The sequence below is a fragment of the Pelosinus sp. sgz500959 genome (assembly GCF_042610375.1).
GTDB lineage: Bacteria > Bacillota > Negativicutes > DSM-13327 > DSM-13327 > CTSoil-075.
The window spans coordinates 184,515-203,396 of sequence record NZ_JBGJZL010000006.1 but is presented as its reverse complement, the minus strand read 5'-3'; the positions used below and the strand labels follow the sequence as shown (position 1 = coordinate 203,396).

At 38.0% G+C, this 18,882-nt stretch carries 18 protein-coding genes and 2 riboswitches; of the genes, 11 read left to right on the top strand and 7 right to left on the bottom strand.

All coding sequences use genetic code 11. The features are described from left to right. Positions 1 to 25: 25 nt before the first annotated feature. The 4 genes from ACAN52_RS11540 (at position 26) to ACAN52_RS11525 (ending at position 3,512) form a co-directional block, all read left to right on the top strand. Positions 26 to 1,234, top strand: coding sequence for a nitrogen regulation protein NR(II) (locus ACAN52_RS11540; protein WP_378954926.1), 1,209 nt, complete (start codon positions 26 to 28; stop codon positions 1,232 to 1,234). A 298-nt stretch (positions 1,235 to 1,532) separates the two neighbouring features. Beyond that, complete coding sequence (locus ACAN52_RS11535) at positions 1,533 to 2,765, top strand: aminopeptidase (RefSeq protein WP_378954925.1); 1,233 nt, start codon at positions 1,533 to 1,535, stop codon at positions 2,763 to 2,765. Positions 2,766 to 2,941: 176 nt separating this feature from the next. Beyond that, complete coding sequence (locus ACAN52_RS11530; protein ID WP_378954923.1) at positions 2,942 to 3,235, top strand: hypothetical protein; 294 nt, start codon at positions 2,942 to 2,944, stop codon at positions 3,233 to 3,235. 16 nt (positions 3,236 to 3,251) lie between these two features. Further along, positions 3,252 to 3,512: a hypothetical protein gene (locus tag ACAN52_RS11525; protein ID WP_378954922.1), complete on the top strand. Its 261-nt coding sequence runs from the start codon at positions 3,252 to 3,254 to the stop codon at positions 3,510 to 3,512. 107 nt (positions 3,513 to 3,619) lie between these two features. Here ACAN52_RS11525 and ACAN52_RS11520 read toward each other — a convergent pair whose 3' ends face one another. Then, positions 3,620 to 3,970 carry an ASCH domain-containing protein gene (locus tag ACAN52_RS11520; protein ID WP_378954921.1) on the bottom strand — a complete coding sequence of 117 codons (351 nt, stop codon included), beginning with the start codon at positions 3,968 to 3,970 and terminating at the stop codon, positions 3,620 to 3,622. Positions 3,971 to 4,104: 134 nt separating this feature from the next. Here ACAN52_RS11520 and ACAN52_RS11515 point away from each other — a divergent pair, with 134 nt between their 5' ends. Beyond that, positions 4,105 to 4,389, top strand: a complete 285-nt coding sequence (locus ACAN52_RS11515; protein ID WP_378954920.1) for a CC/Se motif family (seleno)protein — start codon at positions 4,105 to 4,107, stop codon at positions 4,387 to 4,389. A gap of 4 nt (positions 4,390 to 4,393) precedes the next feature. On the opposite strand, the gene ACAN52_RS11510 is transcribed toward ACAN52_RS11515, so the two are convergent. Next, on the bottom strand, positions 4,394 to 5,209 hold the full coding sequence (locus ACAN52_RS11510) for a MetQ/NlpA family ABC transporter substrate-binding protein (RefSeq protein ID WP_378954918.1): 816 nt from the start codon (positions 5,207 to 5,209) through the stop codon (positions 4,394 to 4,396). A 14-nt stretch (positions 5,210 to 5,223) separates the two neighbouring features. After that, positions 5,224 to 6,411 carry a pyridoxal phosphate-dependent aminotransferase gene (locus ACAN52_RS11505; RefSeq protein ID WP_378954917.1) on the bottom strand — a complete coding sequence of 396 codons (1,188 nt, stop codon included), beginning with the start codon at positions 6,409 to 6,411 and terminating at the stop codon, positions 5,224 to 5,226. Positions 6,412 to 6,477: 66 nt separating this feature from the next. Beyond that, a riboswitch (SAM riboswitch) is annotated at positions 6,478 to 6,584 on the bottom strand. Between the two features lie 266 nt (positions 6,585 to 6,850). Here ACAN52_RS11505 and ACAN52_RS11500 point away from each other — a divergent pair. The 4 genes from ACAN52_RS11500 to ACAN52_RS11485 all read left to right on the top strand — a co-directional run bounded on the left by ACAN52_RS11500 (position 6,851) and on the right by ACAN52_RS11485 (position 12,654). Beyond that, positions 6,851 to 8,134 (top strand): MFS transporter, encoded by a 1,284-nt coding sequence (locus ACAN52_RS11500; RefSeq protein WP_378954916.1) that lies wholly within the window; start codon positions 6,851 to 6,853, stop codon positions 8,132 to 8,134. Between the two features lie 11 nt (positions 8,135 to 8,145). After that, a complete protein-coding gene (larA, locus tag ACAN52_RS11495) occupies positions 8,146 to 9,438 on the top strand; it encodes a nickel-dependent lactate racemase (protein ID WP_378954915.1) in 1,293 nt (430 codons plus the stop codon). A 167-nt stretch (positions 9,439 to 9,605) separates the two neighbouring features. Further along, on the top strand, positions 9,606 to 10,991 hold the full coding sequence (gene fumC / locus ACAN52_RS11490) for a class II fumarate hydratase (RefSeq protein ID WP_378954914.1): 1,386 nt from the start codon (positions 9,606 to 9,608) through the stop codon (positions 10,989 to 10,991). A 79-nt stretch (positions 10,992 to 11,070) separates the two neighbouring features. Continuing rightward, positions 11,071 to 11,247: riboswitch (Lysine riboswitch) on the top strand. A 120-nt stretch (positions 11,248 to 11,367) separates the two neighbouring features. After that, positions 11,368 to 12,654: a diaminopimelate decarboxylase family protein gene (locus tag ACAN52_RS11485; protein ID WP_378954913.1), complete on the top strand. Its 1,287-nt coding sequence runs from the start codon at positions 11,368 to 11,370 to the stop codon at positions 12,652 to 12,654. Between the two features lie 51 nt (positions 12,655 to 12,705). Here ACAN52_RS11485 and ACAN52_RS11480 read toward each other — a convergent pair whose 3' ends face one another. The 3 genes from ACAN52_RS11480 to ACAN52_RS11470 form a co-directional block, all read right to left on the bottom strand. Then, positions 12,706 to 13,767: an HD-GYP domain-containing protein gene (locus ACAN52_RS11480; RefSeq protein ID WP_378954912.1), complete on the bottom strand. Its 1,062-nt coding sequence runs from the start codon at positions 13,765 to 13,767 to the stop codon at positions 12,706 to 12,708. Between the two features lie 223 nt (positions 13,768 to 13,990). Continuing rightward, positions 13,991 to 15,289 (bottom strand): ammonium transporter, encoded by a 1,299-nt coding sequence (locus ACAN52_RS11475; protein WP_378954911.1) that lies wholly within the window; start codon positions 15,287 to 15,289, stop codon positions 13,991 to 13,993. A gap of 154 nt (positions 15,290 to 15,443) precedes the next feature. Beyond that, a complete protein-coding gene (locus tag ACAN52_RS11470) occupies positions 15,444 to 15,803 on the bottom strand; it encodes a P-II family nitrogen regulator (RefSeq protein ID WP_378954910.1) in 360 nt (119 codons plus the stop codon). A gap of 152 nt (positions 15,804 to 15,955) precedes the next feature. On the opposite strand from ACAN52_RS11470, the gene ACAN52_RS11465 reads away from it, so the two are divergent. Then, complete coding sequence (locus ACAN52_RS11465; RefSeq protein WP_378954909.1) at positions 15,956 to 16,411, top strand: metal-dependent transcriptional regulator; 456 nt, start codon at positions 15,956 to 15,958, stop codon at positions 16,409 to 16,411. 9 nt (positions 16,412 to 16,420) lie between these two features. Here ACAN52_RS11465 and ACAN52_RS11460 read toward each other — a convergent pair whose 3' ends face one another. Next, positions 16,421 to 17,698 (bottom strand): Nramp family divalent metal transporter, encoded by a 1,278-nt coding sequence (locus tag ACAN52_RS11460; RefSeq protein ID WP_378954908.1) that lies wholly within the window; start codon positions 17,696 to 17,698, stop codon positions 16,421 to 16,423. A gap of 178 nt (positions 17,699 to 17,876) precedes the next feature. Between ACAN52_RS11460 and ACAN52_RS11455 the strand changes: the two genes are divergently transcribed. Continuing rightward, positions 17,877 to 18,836 (top strand): sugar phosphate isomerase/epimerase family protein, encoded by a 960-nt coding sequence (locus ACAN52_RS11455; protein ID WP_378954907.1) that lies wholly within the window; start codon positions 17,877 to 17,879, stop codon positions 18,834 to 18,836. Positions 18,837 to 18,882 lie beyond the last annotated feature (46 nt).

Here is an 18,882-nt window from a genome sequence, read left to right as displayed (position 1 = left end):
ATCTGAAGGGAGATAAGTTGAGAATATGGCTGATAGTAGGATCAATCATGAGGTAATCAAGGATGAATTTTCAAATTATAATAGGGAATCTCAAGAAGTCTTGTTGTCGAAGGTAATTGATTTAGAGGTACAATGTCAAGCTCTTCAGGAGTATAATAGTGAATTGGAGGAATCTAGAAGTCGTTACGCGACAGTCTTTGATCATTCACCTGTTGGATATCTTATACTTGATACAAGAGGTATCATTGTGGATGGCAATTTGACCGCTGCCGCCATGTTAGGTATGCAACAAGAAAATATGATCGATTTACCTTTTCATGTACTGGTTATTGAACAAGATGTTAAACTTTTTTTAAATCATCTTCGTCGTTGCAAAGATACAAAAACTAGAGTTTGTACTGAATTTGAAATTAAATCCCATTCTCGTAGATCTTATTGTGTTCAGATTATTAGTATTCCCTTTGTTGTAATGGATCATCAAAGAGTGTACTATAATACTACGATGATTGATATTAGTAATCAAAAGAGATTGGAGCGAGAATTGCAAAGGTTAGATCGCTTGCATATCGTTGGAGAAATGGCAACTAGTATTGCTCATGAGATACGAAACCCAATGACGACAGTGCGAGGGTATCTTCAGCTTTTCAAAAAGCGAAGTTCGAAGGAACAAGAAATTCAAGACATTGACCTCATGCTTGAAGAAGTGGATCGCGCCAATGCCATTATTACAGAATTCTTAGCTCTTGCTAAAAATAAAAATAATCAATTGTTGCTGAAAGACATCAATCATATTATTCAAATCATTTATCCTTTGGTTCAAGACGAAGCGATCATTACTGGAAATAAAATTATGTTAGATCTATTACCCCAATTACCTATGGTTTTACTTGATGGGAAAGAAATACAACAAGTATTGCTAATTATTATAAATAATGCTTTACAATCGATGAAGCATGGACAAGTCAATATTCGTACTTTTATGGAAAACGAAAAAGTTGTTGTAGCTGTCAAAGATCAGGGACACGGTATTCCTGATGAAATAAAACATAAGATTGGTACACCTTTTTTTACCACGAAAGATAGTGGGACAGGGCTGGGAATGGCAATTTGTTATAGTATTATTCAAAGGCATAATGCTCACTTGGATTTTATGACCAGTCCTAAAGGCACAACGTTTTTCATCCGTTTCCCATGGAAAGAAAAAGGTAAAGCTGAGGCTGAATATTCATTATAAAAATAAAAAAGGGCTACCAAAAGTGGTCCTTTTTGCGTTGTAATATGTTTTAATAAAATAGACAATGTATAAAAATACGTTGGGTATGCCAAGATAATCTTATCGAAAACATAGAAAAGAGAGAATAATGACTTTGAGAGTCAATAACAAGTTGAGTAAAGAAAAATATTGTTTTTATAACAGGAACTCGATGGCTAGTGTCGAAGGATTATCAAGTGTGAATCTAAGGCTTGTTAATATGAAGGGAGTGAACACTAATGGTTTCGATCAACTTAGATCTGAGATGCATTAGGAATCAATGATGGATCATATCTTATTAGAAAAATATGCAGATCTTATTGTAAAAACAGGAGTTAACATTCAACAAGGGCAGACTTTAGTCATCTTTTCCCCGATTGAATGTGCTCCATTTGCTAGAACCATTGCTGAAGTAGCTTATCAAACAGGGGCGCGGGATGTAGTTATCAGTTGGAAAGATGAATTATTTTCAAAGATTCGATTTTTACAAGCTCCTGAAGAAGTTTTTGAAGAATTTCCAGAATGGCAAAAGGCATTTTATACATCCTATGTAAAAGAAGGGGCCGCTTTTATTAGTATCGCTGCTTCTGACCCAGAACTTTTAAAAGACGTTAACCCTGATCGTGTGGCAAAAGTACAAAAAACCAGTAATATTGCATTAAAAGAATATCGAGAAAGACTAATGAGTAATAAAAATACTTGGTGTGTCGTATCCATACCAACCCAGTCTTGGGCTAAAAAAGTATTTCCTCATTTATCAGAAGATGAAGCGATTAAGGCGTTGTGGGAAGCTATTTTTAAAACGGTACGTGTTGAGGAGGAAGATCCTGTAGCAGCTTGGGATCAGCATAAAAAAAATCTCAAAGTCAGTGCAGAATTTTTAAATAATCATCAATTCAAATTTCTTCGTTACAAAAATTCATTAGGCACAGAGTTAGAAATTGAACTCCCGGCAGATCATATATGGCTTGGCGGTTCAGAATATACTACGGAAGGCATAGAATTTATTGCCAATATGCCAACGGAAGAAGTTTTTACCTTGCCAAAAAAAACAGGCGCCAATGGTATTGTAGTAAGCTCTATGCCTCTTAATTATAATGGTAATCTTATTGAAAACTTTTCTCTAACTTTCAAAAAGGGTAAGGTTGTAGAGTTTACTGCTGAAAAAGGATATGAAGTTCTCAAAAAACTCATTGAAACAGATGAAGGTTCTGCCTATCTGGGTGAAGTCGCTCTCGTTCCTTATGATTCGCCCATTTCAAATGCAAAAATACTTTATTTTAACACCCTATTTGATGAAAATGCATCATGCCATCTTGCAATCGGTAAAGCGTACCCTATTTGTATAAAAGATGGCAAAAATATGAGCAAGGAAGAGTTAGATCAATTAGGAGTCAATGATTCTTTGACTCATGTAGATTTTATGATCGGTACACATGATCTTGAAATCATAGGAGTTACATCCGCAGGAAAAGAAATACCTGTATTTAAAAACGGAAACTTTGCATTTTAAAAAAAGAGTATAGCGGATCGAGGAGAGGTAACATGGATTGTGACATGTTACCTCTCCTCTTTGCTATAAATAAGTGTGTAATGGAATGAATTTTTAATTTACTTTAGTATACTTTTTTATTGAAGCTGCATAGATTGTAATGAAACCACAACTATCAAAAAGGAGGATAAAGGCATATGGGATTTTTTGATGACATATGCAATCGACATTGGTGCGAGGAACTAGAGTGCGCTTGCGGAACTGATGTTGTATTGTTCACTGCTGATGGATTTACCTTCTTCGGTTTACTTGATCGAATTGAAGATGGTATTCTATTTTTACTTCCAGCATCATGTGAAAGATCTGTTATTGTACTTACCCCTGGTGGGGCACTTGAGGATGAAGAATTAAGTTTTATTGATATTTGCATTATTGTAGCAATATCGAAAAATGTATGTAAAAATCCATTTCACAGAATACAAGAAAGTTAAAAAGGAGGGGGATAAGGTGAGTGATCAAATTGTTTCTCGCGAGAACATGCGTCATCTCGTTCGTATTTTAAAACGACTAGAAGGCGAGAGAGAGATAAACATAAGAACTGTAGGAGGCTTTCAATTTGAGGCAGAAGGACGCCTAGCTCGTGTGGATGATGGGCTGGTATTAGCGACAGATGTTGAAGTCTTTACTCCAGGCAGCGATGAGGCTATATGTTTTACTAACATTACGATTAATCTTTGTGCAATAACTTCTGTTGGTGAGGACGACTAATAAAACAACGCACTGGAACCTTTTAAAGATTCCAGTGCGTTGTTTTAGTTAGAATTATGTTGGGAAATTCAGACTTATCGTAAGTTAATAGTTAATATCGATGATGATTAGTCTTCAACGATTTCAGAAAAATAAATGACAGTGACGATATCATTCGGTGAAATGCTTTTTTCATATATTTTTTCAAAGAAGATGATTAATTCATCGACTGTTTTGATTTCAGGATTCTGATGATCTAAATCACCAGTATTAAGTTGAGAAAATTTCTTGATACAAACTTTGTCAACAATGGCTGAGTAAAGTTTTCTTTTAGGGCTAAATTTTTTCCCAAAAGTAATGGATACAATTGAGCTTTCAGGATATGAATCTCTTATATCCCCTAAGCGGATAGTACAGTTTTTTGTGCGAGAAATGAGTAGCTTTTCATGGTTTGGTGATTGAAAATTCAATGCGAACATAATTATCCTCCTTAAGATGAATGATTTCCTGATTTTTGCTAATCGCAATACTATAACTTTTCGCCTTTTGTTAGCTAAATCCTTCAATTATGTTAGAATAATAATATTGAAGAATAAAGAAAAGAGGCGATCATGTGATTACGATTAACGATAAAGCCCGCGATTATATCTTAACAAAGGGTGGATGTATTCATGTATTGCATGGTAACGGGGCAGCCATGTGTTGTGGTCGTGTTAATTTTGGTCCATCGATTGAGATTGGTGAACCGCGAGAAATAAGGGATTATACGTTGGTGATGATGAATGAAATTCAGGTTTATCTACCTAAAAATTTTCATATACATTACCCGTTGGTGATTGGATTAGGAAATTTTCTTGGGATAAAAAGTTTACGCATTGAAGGCTGGAAATTACTTTAATTTCTTACCAGCCGACTGCGACTGAACCTTTAAAGTGGTCTTTTATAAAAGCTTTTACTTCATCGGAATGGTAGGCTTTAATTAGTTTTTGGATTGCAGGGTCCTCTTTGTCCTTAGTGCGTACAGCGATAATATTTGCATAAGGAGAATTGATGTCTTCAATTGCGATGGCATCTTTAGTTGGGACTAGACCGGCAGTGATAGCGTAGTTTGTATTGATAGCGGCCAGATCAATATCAGCAAGGGAACGAGGAATTTGAGCCGCATCGAGCTCTTTGATTACGATTTTTTTAGGGTTTTCAATAATATCTGTAACAGCAGCTTTGAGGCCGGCTCCTGGTTTCAATTTGATCAAATTATTACTTTCAAGTAGCAGTAAGGCGCGGCCTCCGTTTGTTGGATCATTTGGAATGGCTACAATCGATCCTTCAGGCAATTCTTTGATATTCTTAATTTTAGTGGAGTAAATGCCCATTGGGAAAATGACAGTTTTGGCTACAGATACAATTTCATATTTACGATCTTTGATGATATTATCAAGATAAGGTTGGTGTTGAAAGCTATTTACGTCAATGTCACCTTGATTTAATGCGACGTTGGGTTGGATATAATCATTGAATTCAACAATTTCAATTTTTAGACCGTCTTTCTCGGCGACTTTTTTTACAACATCCATGACTTCTGCATGAGGACCAGCTGTTACGCCGACTTTTAGTGTTTTTTCTACTTTTGGTGTACTGCTTTGTTGACTGCATCCAGCTAAACCAAGGGTAACGATGAGAACTACCAAAAGGGCAATGAGTTTAAGTGACTTTTTCATAACTATACCTCCATTTATTTTAGTTTTTGTAATCGTTCCATAGCTGCCTCTAGTGTTGAAAATTGTTTGCAAAAGCAAAAACGTATGAACCGATGTTTGTCATTGGCATCTTCTTTATAAAAACTTGAACCAGGTACGACAGCGACTCCCACTTTTTCTGCTAAGTAGCGGGCAAAGTCAATGTCATTTTTCCAACCAAAGGGAGCAATATCAGCCATAATATAATAGGCACCTGAGGGCCTAGCACATTGAAATCCAATCGCAGTCAATTCCTTTAACATGAAATCCCGACGCTGAGCATAAAAACTAATAAGTTTTTGGTAATAACTCTCAGCAAAGCCCAAAGCATGAGCCGCAGCTACCTGTAAGGGAGCCGCAGCGCCCACTGTAAGAAAATCATGCATTTTGCGTATGGATTGACTAATCTGTGGGGAAGCAATGACGTAACCGATACGCCAGCCAGTGACGCTGTAAGTTTTAGAAATACTGTTAATAGTAATAGTGCGTTCAGCCATGCCAGGTAAGGAATAAAGAGGGATATGCTGCGCGTCATCATAGATAATGTGTTCATAGATTTCATCCGTAATTGCTAAGACATCATATTTGATGCATAAGTTAGCAATGAGGGTTAATTCTTCTCGATTAAAAACTTTACCTGTTGGATTATTAGGGGTATTGATGATAATGGCCCTTGTACGTTCAGAAAAAGCGGCTGTTAATTCGTCTACATTAAAGTTAAATTCAGGAGGATGGAGTTGTACATATTTTGGCGTTGCCCCACATAGGATTGCGTCAGGACCGTAATTTTCATAAAAAGGTTGAAAAATAATGACTTCGTCTCCTGGATTGACAGTAGCGAGCAAGGTGGCTACCATGCCTTCTGTCGAACCGCAACACACTGTAATCTGTCGCTCAGGATCAAGCTCGATACCGTAATCTCGTTTGTTTTTAAGAGCAATTGCATCGCGAAGGGACTTAGTGCCCCAGGTAATGGCATATTGATTGTGGTCTTCTAGGATCGCTGTAACTGCTGCTTGTTTGATTTCATCCGATGCGGGGAAATCAGGAAAACCTTGTGCTAGATTGATAGCATTGTGGGCAGTCGCAATGCGAGACATTTCCCGAATCACTGATTCAGTAAAGCGACTAGCTTTCTCGGAAGCGTACCGTACTGCATTTTGCTTAGAGTGTTCATTATTCATATTATCGACTCCTTTGTACTAAAAAATCCTCTTCACAATTATGAAGAGGATTTGATGTAATCGCGATCTTCATCTGTCAGGAAACATTCCTGTTGGAAGTGGCACCTTTTTGCATGTTGCAATGGTTGCCGTAGCTTCATTGGGCCAATCCCTCAGCTAACTCTTGATGAATCTATGTAGTTATTGTTGATAATTTTAGCATGGTCTTAATTTGTATGTCAAGCACAATTTAAATGGAAAAAAATTAGAAATTTTAAGAGTTGACATGTAAATTCACCCATATTATAATAAAAATTAACGATTTTAGTCTTTCTAATAAGGACATAACGGTGTAATGCATGTGTATACGTGTATAGGAGGACGGTGAAAGCCCTGACGGGAGGTCGTTTGTTTGCGACTTTATGTAAGGGGCTTATTTTATTAATGAGGAGGTTTTTTTATGAACGAGGGTCCTACAAAATTTCGGTGGAATTTAGCAATACTTATGTTTTTTATTAGTTTCATTTCTTATATGGATCGTGTAAACTTATCAGTAGCCACTCCAACCATTATGCAAGAATTTGGTTTTGACAAAATTAATATGGGGTTAATGCAAACTGCTTTTTTTGTTGGATATTCTTTGATGCAAATACCTGGCGGAATTATGTCAGAGTATTTCGGTCATCGGCGAGTATTAGCGATCGCAGCTATTTGGTGGTCGGTCTTTACATCAGCTACAGCATTTTGTAATAGCTTTACTTCTTTTGCCATTGTACGTGCGCTTTTTGGTGTGGGCGAAGGACCCATGGCTCCTTCTTTGGGACGGTTTATGTATCGTTGGTTTAACGGAGCCGAAAAAGGGCGAGCCTCTTCATTTATGTTGAGTGGTGTATTTTTTGGGCCTGTAGTTGGTCCATCCATTACAGTGGCCTTAATGATGGCTTTTGGGTGGCGCTCTGTTTTTATTATTTTTGGTGTAGTGGGCGTAGTGCTAGCTGCTCTTTGGTATTATTTAGCTGTTGATTCTCCTCGTAACAGTCGATTTGTCAACTCCGCTGAAGCTGATTATATCGAGGAAGGGCAAAGTCAAGAAGTTGACAAAGAATTAGCGCCATGGAAAAGTTTCTTAGGATCGCCACAGTTCTGGGCGATTGGTATTCAATATTTTATTACGGATTACATTATGTATGTTTTTTTGGCATGGCTACCACTTTACTTAATGGAAGCGCAAAACTTTTCGATGAAGAGTATGGGGATTGCTGCATCATTTCCATGGGCCGCCTTATGTGCAGTCACAATGGTCAGCGGCGTTGTGAGTGATAAATTAGTTTCTGCTGGTGTATCGAAACATAAGGCTAGAACCTTATTTGGTATTGGTGGACTTATTTTATGCTGTATTACCCTGTATCTTGGGGCTGTAGCTACTGTTCCTTGGATGAATGTATTGTGGCTTACAATATCATTGGGTTCTTTAGGTTTCACTTTTAATGCGTCATGGGCGGCTTGCATTGATATTGGTGGTAAGTTTGTCGGATCAGTATCTGGTTGGATGAATTGTTGGGGTAATATTGGTGGGATTGCTGCTCCAACAGTGACAGCGTGGATTGCTACGAATTACGGCTGGCAGGCGGCTATTTTAGCAACTGCTGGTTCGGCTGTAGTTGGCATCATTGCGTGGCTTGTCGTTAAGCCAGATGTTCCTTTGGTTTTAAAAAAAAGCAATAACCACGAAAAAGTTGCATAGGAGAGAGATAAATGTTAAAAGAATTTTCTTTTGGTTTTGGCGATCAAGAAGTAACAATTAATTTGCCGGAAGAACGTGTAATCAATGTTGTTGATGGTAAACCAGCTATACCTGTCACGGATGTAGAGGCTGCGGTTAAAGAGGTCTTAAATCATCCAATTGGTACGCCGCCCTTAAAAGAGGTTGTGCAGGCAGGTGATAAGGTTGTCATCATTGCCAGTGATATCACACGTAAATGGGTGCGGCACGATTTATTTTTACCCACCTTATTAAATGAACTGAATGCAGCAGGTATACCTGATGCTGATGTTTCACTTATTGTTGCCTTAGGGGCTCATCGTCATCATACCCATGAGGAAAATATATTGACTTTTGGGCAAGAGATTGTAGAGCGGATTACTATTTTGCAAAGTTATGCTCCTACAGAAGATGACTTTGTTCATATTGGAAAAACCTCTCGCGGTAATGAGGTCAGTTTAAACAAACATGCAGTCAATGCTGATAAAGTCATTTTGACTGGTGGGATTGTTCATCATTTAATGGCAGGTTTTGGCGGCGGTCGCAAGTCCATTGTCCCTGGTATTGCTTCTTATAAAACCATTCAATCCAATCATAGTTTGTGTCTGCATAGTGAAGTTGGGCAAGGTGTTAGCCAAGAATGCATCGCAGGTAAGTTAGAAAATAACCCGATGCATGCAGACTTAACTGAAATGGCAGCGTTACTTAAACCAGCATTTTTATTAAATGCTGTCTTTACACCAAATGGACAGTTTGCACGTTTTGTTGCTGGCCATTGGTATGAAGCTTGGTTAGATGGTTGCAAGACAGCTCAAGAAATATTTGGTGTAACAGTGAATGGCAAGGCTGATGTAGTGATTGCATCTGCTGGCGGATTCCCGAAAGATATCAATTTGTATCAAGGATCGAAAAGTATTGGCAATGCCTTTATGGCTGTTAAACCAGGTGGAGTCGTAATCTTACTTCTAGAATGCCGTGATATGATGGAACCACCTGACTTTAGTGATTGGTTTAACTATGAATCTTTATATGAACGAGAATTGGCATTACGCGCTGGATTTACAGTGCCTGGCTTTATTGCTTTAAAATTAGGTTTTATGGCAAAAGAAGTTCCGCACATTCTAGTGTCCTTGCCAGAAAATAAAGAGTTTATTGAGAAAACAGGTATGATTGCTGCTGCAAGCTTAGAAGAAGCGATTCAAATTGCTGAAGAAAAACTAGGCCGCAAAGATTACAGTATTACGGTTATGGCTCATGCTGCCAATACTGTGCCTGTAGAAAAATAGTTGATTACCATATGATAATGAAAAAGTAAGTTTGTAATTGTAAAAATTACAAACTTACTTTTTTTCGATAAATGGACAGAATTAAAGTATACTTCTTACGGCGATATGGCTTATTATTAAAGTAAGGATAAAAAACTGCTTTTAATGATGAAAAAGGGGTGAATCTGATGGAATATCGTATTGAAAAAGATTCAATCGGAGAAATCAAAGTACCAGCTGATAAATTATGGGGGGCTCAGACTCAACGTAGTTATGAAAATTTTCGTATTGGTGTAGAAAAGATCCCTTATGAACTAGTAAAAGTTTTCGGTGTGATTAAAAAAGCTGCTGCCCTTGTTAACTATAGGCTTGGTGTCCTCGATCAACGTCGTTCCGATGCAATTGTTGAAACTTGTGATGAACTGTTAGCAGGCAAACTCGATGGTAATTTCCCTCTCGCCGTATGGCAGACAGGGAGTGGAACACAGTTTAATATGAATATTAACGAAGTCATTGCACGGCGCGCTACGCAAATCATAGCAAAAACTCCTGAACCTATTCTTGTTCATCCGAATGATCATGTGAATTGCTCTCAAAGCTCTAACGATATTTTTCCAACAGCCATACATGTTGCTGGGGTTATGATGGCGACAGAGAAATTATTACCTGCACTGATTTCATTAAAAGAAACCTTACATCATAAAGCTGAAGAATATAGTCAAATTATTAAAATCGGCAGAACTCATTTGATGGATGCGACCCCTCTTACCTTGGGCCAAGAAATAAGTGGTTGGGTACGAATGCTTGAAAGAAACGAAGAAATGTTAAGCATTGGACTTAATTTTATGAGAGATTTGGCTATGGGAGGCACAGCCGTTGGTACTGGAATTAATTCTCCTCAGCACTTCGGTGAGCTGATGGCAGAGGAAATAAGTCGCCTTACAGGAGAAGCCTTTAGAACAGCACCGAATAAGTTTCATGCTCTAACCAGTAAGGACGAGGTAGTCGTTGTGCATGGTATGATGAAAGCTCTTGCTGCTGATTTGATGAAAATTGCCAACGATGTACGCTGGCTGGCGAGTGGACCAAGGTGCGGTATTGGTGAGATCAAAATACCTGAGAATGAACCTGGTAGCTCCATTATGCCATCTAAAGTCAATCCTACTCAGTCAGAGGCTCTGACAATGATTGTTGCTCAGGTATTCGGTAATGATACGACTATTTCTTTTGCGGCAAGCCAAGGGAATTTTCAGCTCAATGTATTTATGCCTGTGACCGTATATAACTTATTGCAATCCATTCGCTTATTATCAGATGGGATGAATTCTTTTAGCCAGAATTGCGCCATGGGAATTGAACCCAATCGTGAAGTCATTGATTTTTATTTGCATCAATCTTTAATCCTTATTACAGGTCTTGTACCGCTGATTGGGTATGACAAGGCAGCAGAGATTGCTAAAAAAGCAGTAAAAGAGAGACTTACCTTAAAAGAATCGGCCATGTCTACAGGGTGGGTGAGTGAGTCTGATTATGATCGATATATGAATCCAGAAAAATTAGTTAAACCACGTTAAGTTGTAAATTTTTAATTATAAATTGAGTTGACATGACAAACTAGATTAGTCTATACTTATAAAAATAGTAAAGTGAATAGTAGAAGATAGAGGTGCGATATATTAAGAGTATGTATCTAGAGTAGCTAGCGATGACAGATACAGAAAGGAATAATCGCCGAAGTAAAAGGGTGGTAGCAAGTGCCCTTTTGTTGGTTTTGTGTTGAATAAATGCAAAACTGTCATTCAAGAGATTGAATGGAGTGCTATCTGCATAATTGGTTATGAGATGAAGTGTTTTCTTATAGCGGTTTGCGGGATAGTTCCTGTAAACCGCTATTTTTAAGTTATTGACAGAGTTTTAAATTGTAAAAAACAAATTCAGGGGGTATCGATCATGGCTGAAAAAACAGTACCATTTACCAAAGCGCAACTTGAGTCTATTATTCAAAAATATCCTACGCCATTTCATATTTATGATGAGCAGGCAATTCGGGACAATGCCCGTAAATTATTAGCCGCCTTCTCTTGGGCACCTGGTTTCAAAGAATATTTTGCAGTCAAAGCAACGCCGAATCCTCATATTCTAAAAATATTAAAAGAAGAAGGTATTGGTGCTGATTGTAGTTCTTTAGCTGAACTTATCCTATCGCAACAGGCTGGGATTGTCGGAGAAAATATTATATTTTCTTCAAATGATACTCCAGCTGAAGAATATCAAGCGGCAAAAGATATTGGAGCCATTATCAATCTTGATGATATTACTCATATTGATTATTTGGAAAAACATGTGGGGATACCAGAAATTATTTCCTTCCGCTATAATCCCGGCTCCCTTTTACAAGGCGGCAATGACATTATTGGTTACCCAGAAGAGGCAAAATATGGTTTAACCAGAGAACAAATTTTATCTGCTTATAAAATCATGCAAGATAAAGGGGTAAAACGTTTTGCTTTGCATACCATGGTAATGTCCAATGAATTAAGTGGCGACAGTTTCATTGGTACGGCAGTCATGATGTTTGATTTAGTTTTAGAAATCTATCAAAAACTAGGCATTCGTATTGAAATGATTGATCTTGGTGGTGGCATTGGTGTACCTTATCGCCCAGAACAACAAGCCGTAGATCTAGATTTTGTCGGTCAAGGTATTCGTAAAGCTTACGAAGAAAAAATTGTAGCCAATGGACTTCATCCTTTAAATATTACAATGGAATGTGGTCGCATGATTACAGGGCCTTATGGCTATCTCGTGTCTACTGCATTGCATAAAAAAGAAATTTACAAAAATTATATCGGACTCGATGCTTGCATGGCTAATTTAATGCGCCCAGCTTTATATGGTTCCTATCATCATATTACAGTAATGGGAAAAGAAGAGTATCCTCTTGATCATGTCTATGATGTAACGGGTTCTCTGTGCGAAAATAATGATAAATTTGCCATTGATCGCAGCTTACCTAAAATTGATATTGGTGATATTGTTGTGATTCATGATGCAGGAGCTCATGGTCATGCAATGGGCTTTAATTATAACGGAAAATTACGCTCATCAGAATTGCTTTTGAAAGCAGATGGCAGTGTATCAATGATTCGTCGTGCCGAAACACTTGCTGACTATTTTGCCACTTTAGATTTTGAAACATGTGAACTGCCACTTGCGGCCGCAACAAAAAATAAATAGTGAGCAAATGAGAAAAAGAACCTAATCCCTTTAAACGGATTAGGTTCTTTCTTAACATGTAAGCAAAATTAAAATCTCAGGGTTTTCTGCAAGGCTGATGTCTCGTGGTGGGGTATAAGGGGTTCCATCAGGATGAGCAATAAGTCGCACCACTGGACGTTGAGGAGAAGTGGCAGGAACATAAACAACGATTGCTCGTTCTCCTGTATTCAATAAGACTTCCGATCCAGGTGTATATAACGCTATTTTTGATAAAAATATTTCTCCGAACTCTCGGTCAAAGGCTGTTCCTAAACCAGACTCGATAATATTATATGCATCTTCAGGCCTCATGGCTTTGCGATAAGGACGATTTGCAGTAATGGCTTCATATACATCAGTAATTGAGAGTAAGCGAGCATAGCTGAGGATTTCTTCTCCATGTAAACCGCGTGGATAACCTGTACCATCAATTTTCTCATGATGTTGCCAAGCCATATGAGCAACCAAACTAGAAATTTCCAAACGCTTTTTGGTTAATATATTAAAACCTAGGGCAGGATGTTGTTTCATAATCGTAAATTCTTCATCTGATAAGCGACCAGGTTTATTGAGGACTGTTTTTTCAATTTCTATTTTCCCCATATCATGGAGTAGTGCTCCACACGTAATAATTTTGATTTGAGGAATTGAAAAACCACAACAACGGGCAAGTAATGCTGTGTAAATTGAACAATTTAAAGAATGAGCCAGCGTACAATCATCATAAATTGCAATGCCTGTTAAGTGAATGGTTACGTCAGCTTGAGTCACTAATTCTTCCACAATATCTGAGGCGACGCTTGCGACAGGATCAAATGCAAAAGTCCCATCTTTGTTTACACGTTCCATCGTAGTTGTTAATATTGATAATGCTCGTTGCTGTGTTTCTAATGAAATATATTCGGGAATTGTAATATCTGCATAATGCGCATCTTGAATAAAAAGAGTTTCTAAGTTTAATAGTTGCAACTTGCGAATAAATTCGATTGTTAAGGTAACTCCTGCAACTAATAATACTTGCCCTTTACTATTTAAGATACTACGTGCCAAAATCATACCTGGCCTGGCTTCAGTTAAGATGATCTGTTTCAAAATAGAAACTCCTTTATATTAATCTCAATTAATCTTAATAAAAATGTCGAATAATATCTAATAATCGTCATTATATCATTTTTTTATTTTAAAAGGATTTTTTTTTTTATTTTTTAAAATATAAGTATTTTTATTTTTCACTTACATAAGATTTAATTGACTGAAATGAAAAAGACTGACAACAAATGTCATCAGTCTTTTTGAAAAAATTTACAAAAAAGAGTTATTTGAGATTCATTGTTGAATCTTTTATAGTTGATAAATTTTGAATGGTTGCAAATGGATTGTATTCCATTTCATTATAGGATGCCATACCATGTTCAGCCAAGTCTAAACCTTCTAGCTCTTCGTCAACTGTGACTCGAATGCCAACGGTTTTCTTTAACAGAGTAAATAAGGCATAGGTGGTGCTAAATCCCCAGAGAGATATAGTAAGAACACCAAGGGTTTGTATCATCAATAAATCGAGACCGCCACCGTAGAGTAAACCGCCTTTTTCAGCAAAAATACCGACAGCAATGGTTCCGAAGCTGCCACAGACACCGTGTACTGCAATGGCGCCAACAGGATCATCGGCCTTGAGCATATCAAAGAAGGGTACGGCAATCACAATGAGTATACCAGCGATTGTGCCAATGAGTAAAGAACTGATGGGAGTGACGTAAGCACAACCAGCGGTAATTGCCACTAGACCGCCTAGGGTACCGTTGATCCCCATACTAGGGTCAGCTTTTCCATAACGAAAGAGAGTGAATAAAGTGGCGGCTGTTCCCCCTGCAGCAGCTGCAAGGTTGGTATTAATAGCGATCCGAGCGATATTCAGATCAATTCCAGATAAGGTGCTACCAGGATTAAAACCGAACCAACCAAACCAGAGAATAAAAGCACCTAAGGCAGCCAAAGGTAGATTATGACCGGGCAGAACATTCATAGAACCATTTTTATTGAACTTGCCAGCACGAGGACCAAGTACGATAACAGCGGCGAGTGCCGCCCAACCACCCAGAGAATGTACGACTGCTGAACCAGCAAAATCTAGCATGCCCATTTTATTTAACCAACCATCTGTAGTCCAAACCCAATGTCCAGCTAATGGATAGATGACAACTGTTGCTAAGAGTGAAAAAACTAAATAAGGTGAAAATTTCATACGTTCTGCAACTGCACCTGAGACAATTGTAGCCATTGCAATAGCAAAGGCTGCTTGAAATAGCCAGAAAGCGTAGATTGGTATTTTAAGCCCAAGGTGGGTAAAATCTCCTTCTAAAAAAAATCCAGAGGAACCGAATAAACCAATTTTGTCGGCACCATACATAAGTGCAAAACCACAGAGGAAATATCCAATCATACCAATGGTGCAGTCCATTAGTACTTTCATTATAATATTTAATGAATTGCGGCTATGGACAAAACCAGCTTCTAGTGCTGCAAAACCAGCCTCCATAAAAAAGACTAGTGCAGCGCAAAGTAAAACCCATACCGTATCTAATCCGATAGCTAAAGAATTGGTCGTTATTTCCATTTAATATACCTCCGTTTTTTATTACACACAAAAAAAACCAAGCCTAAAAAATCAGCATCCTTTTCAGGGGCTAACTTAATAAACTTGGCTTCATTGCCATATATTTTTACATTATAGCATGGAATAAATAAAAAGGTATATTCTTTTTTTTTCCTTATTTGGGATCCATGATTGCGATATCGCCTTCTTCACCAGTACGGATTCGAACAGCATTTTCTAGGGGGTATATGAAAATCTTTCCATCGCCAACTTCGCCTGTCCGGAGTACTTTCTTTGCAGCTGCTAGGACACGTTCAACAGGTACTTCACAAACGACAGTTTCAACTTTAATCTTTGGTAATAGGTTAATTGTATATTCTTTTCCCCGATATATTTCTGTATGACCTTTTGTTAAACCACAACCATAAACTTGGCTAACCGTCATGCCAGTAACGCCAATTTCATTTAATGCTTCTTTCAATTCGTCCAGTTTGGCAGGTCGCGTAATGATTTCGATCTTAGTTATTTTATGCATAAGTCACCATCTTTCATCGTATTAGATTAAGCATGCCTCTTGCTAAAAGAGATAGTAAGTTCATTTTAAACGATGTAGAGTTTTCTGACAATATATAGAATTATTATTTTTTCAGAAGCTGTGTATAAAAGCGTTTTTTGGAGGTGGTATTTATGCTTTCTCCCAGTTTAGAAGATTATCTTGAAGAAATCTACCGATTTTCTTTATCCAATGACATTGTTCGTGTTACTGATATCAGCCAGAAATTAAATGTATCCTTGCCTTCTGTTAGTAAAGCTTTATGGAAATTGAAAGCTGGAGAATATATTCACTATCAGCCTTACGGTATGATTGAATTGACTGAGGTTGGTAGAAAAATGGGGGGATTTTTGGTTGAAAGAAATAAGATTTTACAAGAATTTCTAACTCTAATTTGTGCTACTTGTGATATTAATGCTGAAGTTGAAGCGATGGAGCATTATCTTTCACGAGACACTATTTATTCCATTCAATTAGTAGTGACATTCATGCAAGAAAAGCCTGAATGTTATCAAGCTTTTCTTGCATATGTGAATCAGAAAAACAATAATAAAAATAATAAGGCCGATCATGATGCTTTTTCATCATGATCGACTCCATTAAGCTTGCCCGCTCAAGATGAGATAGAGCAAAATTGCGTTCATTGCGAGGATCATGCTGACAATAAGCCAGCCGACCATATTAGTCAGCATACTATTTTTAAAGCGTCCCATGATAGTGGCATGATTGCTGATTAACATGAGAGGAATAACGGCTGCAGGTAAGGCAAAGCTTAACACAACTTGGCTTGTGATTAAAGCACTCATTGGATTAATGCCTGCCAATAGAATTGCGATACCAGGCAGCATTGTAATCATTCGTCTTAGGCTAATGGGAATATCAAAACCTACAAATCCGTTTAAAATGACTTCGCCTGCCATTGTGCCAACGGTTGCAGAGGATAGACCAGCAGCTAGGAGGGCTAAACCAAAAACCCCCGCAGCCATATTTCCCATTAAAGGTTCTAATGTCATGTACGCAGCCTCAATACTGTCGATGTTGAGGCCATTGCCATTAAATACGGCGGCAGAGACGATTACCATAGCAGCATTGACAATAAAAGCCATATTCATGGCGAAGAATACATCCATTTTAGCCATCTTTAAGTGATGGATACAATCTTTTTCGTCACTTGTACGACGATTTTGTACGAGGTGAGAATGCAAATAAATCACATGAGGCATTACAGTGGCACCGAGCATTCCCACTGCCACCAATACACTATCAGGAGTTAGCAGGGGAACAGCTACGTGGTAGGCGACCTGCCCCCATTCAGGCATAGCGATAAACATTTCCCACACATAGGCAATGCTAATGACTGCAACCATACTAGTGATGATTCGCTCAACAATTTTTTGCCCATATTTTTGCATGTGACAGATAAAATAAGTAATGGTTCCAGTGAGCAAAGCTGCCCACACTAAAGGGATATTAAAGAGCAGGTAAAAGCCTAGCACTCCTCCGAGAAATTCTGCAAGATCCGTTGCCATAGCCGCTACTGTAGCGATTGACCATAAAAACCAATTGGTAGGGCGAGAGAAAACTTTCCCACAATGAGCCGGCAATCCCATCCCAGTAGCAATACCAATTTTTGCCGAAATAATTTGCACAAAAATTGCCATCAGATTGCTCCAAAGAATGACCCATAAAAGATTGTAGCCAAACCGTGAACCTCCACTGATATTCGTACCAAAGTTGCCCGGGTCCATATAAGCAACACTGACAACGAAAGCTGGTCCAAGGTATTTGAAGAGCCCTTTGGCTTTTGATTTTATTTCTTCCCCAGGGATTGATGGTAAATGTATAGGTAGATTGGATACAATTTGATCTTCTTTCAAAATGATCACCCCTCATATTATGTGTAGTACTATCCAGCAACATGGTTAGCCGCGGCTAACATAAAAGAAAGTTGAATTATTATATTATATGCGTAGAAGGAATTTGTGCGCCTTCCATTTTGTGATACAATAGTTGTGGCTTATATGGCTCAGTAATTCAAAAGAAGGATTTTTAATTATGTTACAACTTATTAATATATCGAGTTATACATCTGATATTGATTTAATTAATAATGACCCTATTGTATTAAAGAAATTTCTAGAAGAGCATCAGATTGATGGATTAGAGCTCATGTTTTATGATGAGTGGGATGAAAGATTATATCCGAGAGAAATGCTAAAAGGAGTACACCTGCGATTTTGGCCTGCTTGGCTGGATTTTTGGCGAGGTAATAAGCGTGTATTATTAGAAGAGTTTGGCAGTGAAGAAAATATAGTAGCTTGTTATGGGGGATTAACACGTGAAGCTTGGCTTAAGGCATATCGTGCTAATATCCGAACTGCAGTTAAGACGGGGGCTCACTATTTGGTCTTTCATGTAAGCCATGCTCGTATTCAAGAATTGTTCAGTTGGCAATTTAGTGCTTCAGACAGTGAGGTTATAGAAGCAACAATTGAATTGGTCAATGAACTGGTAGATGAAATACCGCCGAATGTAGCATTACTGTTTGAAAATTTATGGTGGCCTGGACTGACGCTTAAAAATCCTGCTCTAGTCTCACGATTGCTTGATCATGTGAAACATTCTAATGTTGGGATCATGCTTGATGTCGGGCACCTAATGAACACCAATCCAGAACTAAAAACAGAGGGTGAAGGCGTTGACTACATTTTGAGTGTATTACATTCCTTGGGAGATTATCGCCGTTATGTGAGAGGCGTTCATTTACATAAATCCCTGTCAGGAGAGTATCGGCGAGAAAGTTTGTGCAAACAGGTAGAAAAATATGATATGGGTGAAATTATGAATCATGTTTTAAACATCGATCAACACCAGCCTTTTTCCACAAGTGAAGTGCAAAGACTGATTCATGAGATTAAACCTGAATTTTTAGTGCATGAATTCATGTATTCTTCTATAGAAGAATGGTCAGAGAAGATTAAGATGCAAAAAGCAGCTTTGCAGGTGAACCGATAGAAAGAAAAAGTAGAGGCAATTTTGTAATTTTGGCAGAGACTATAAG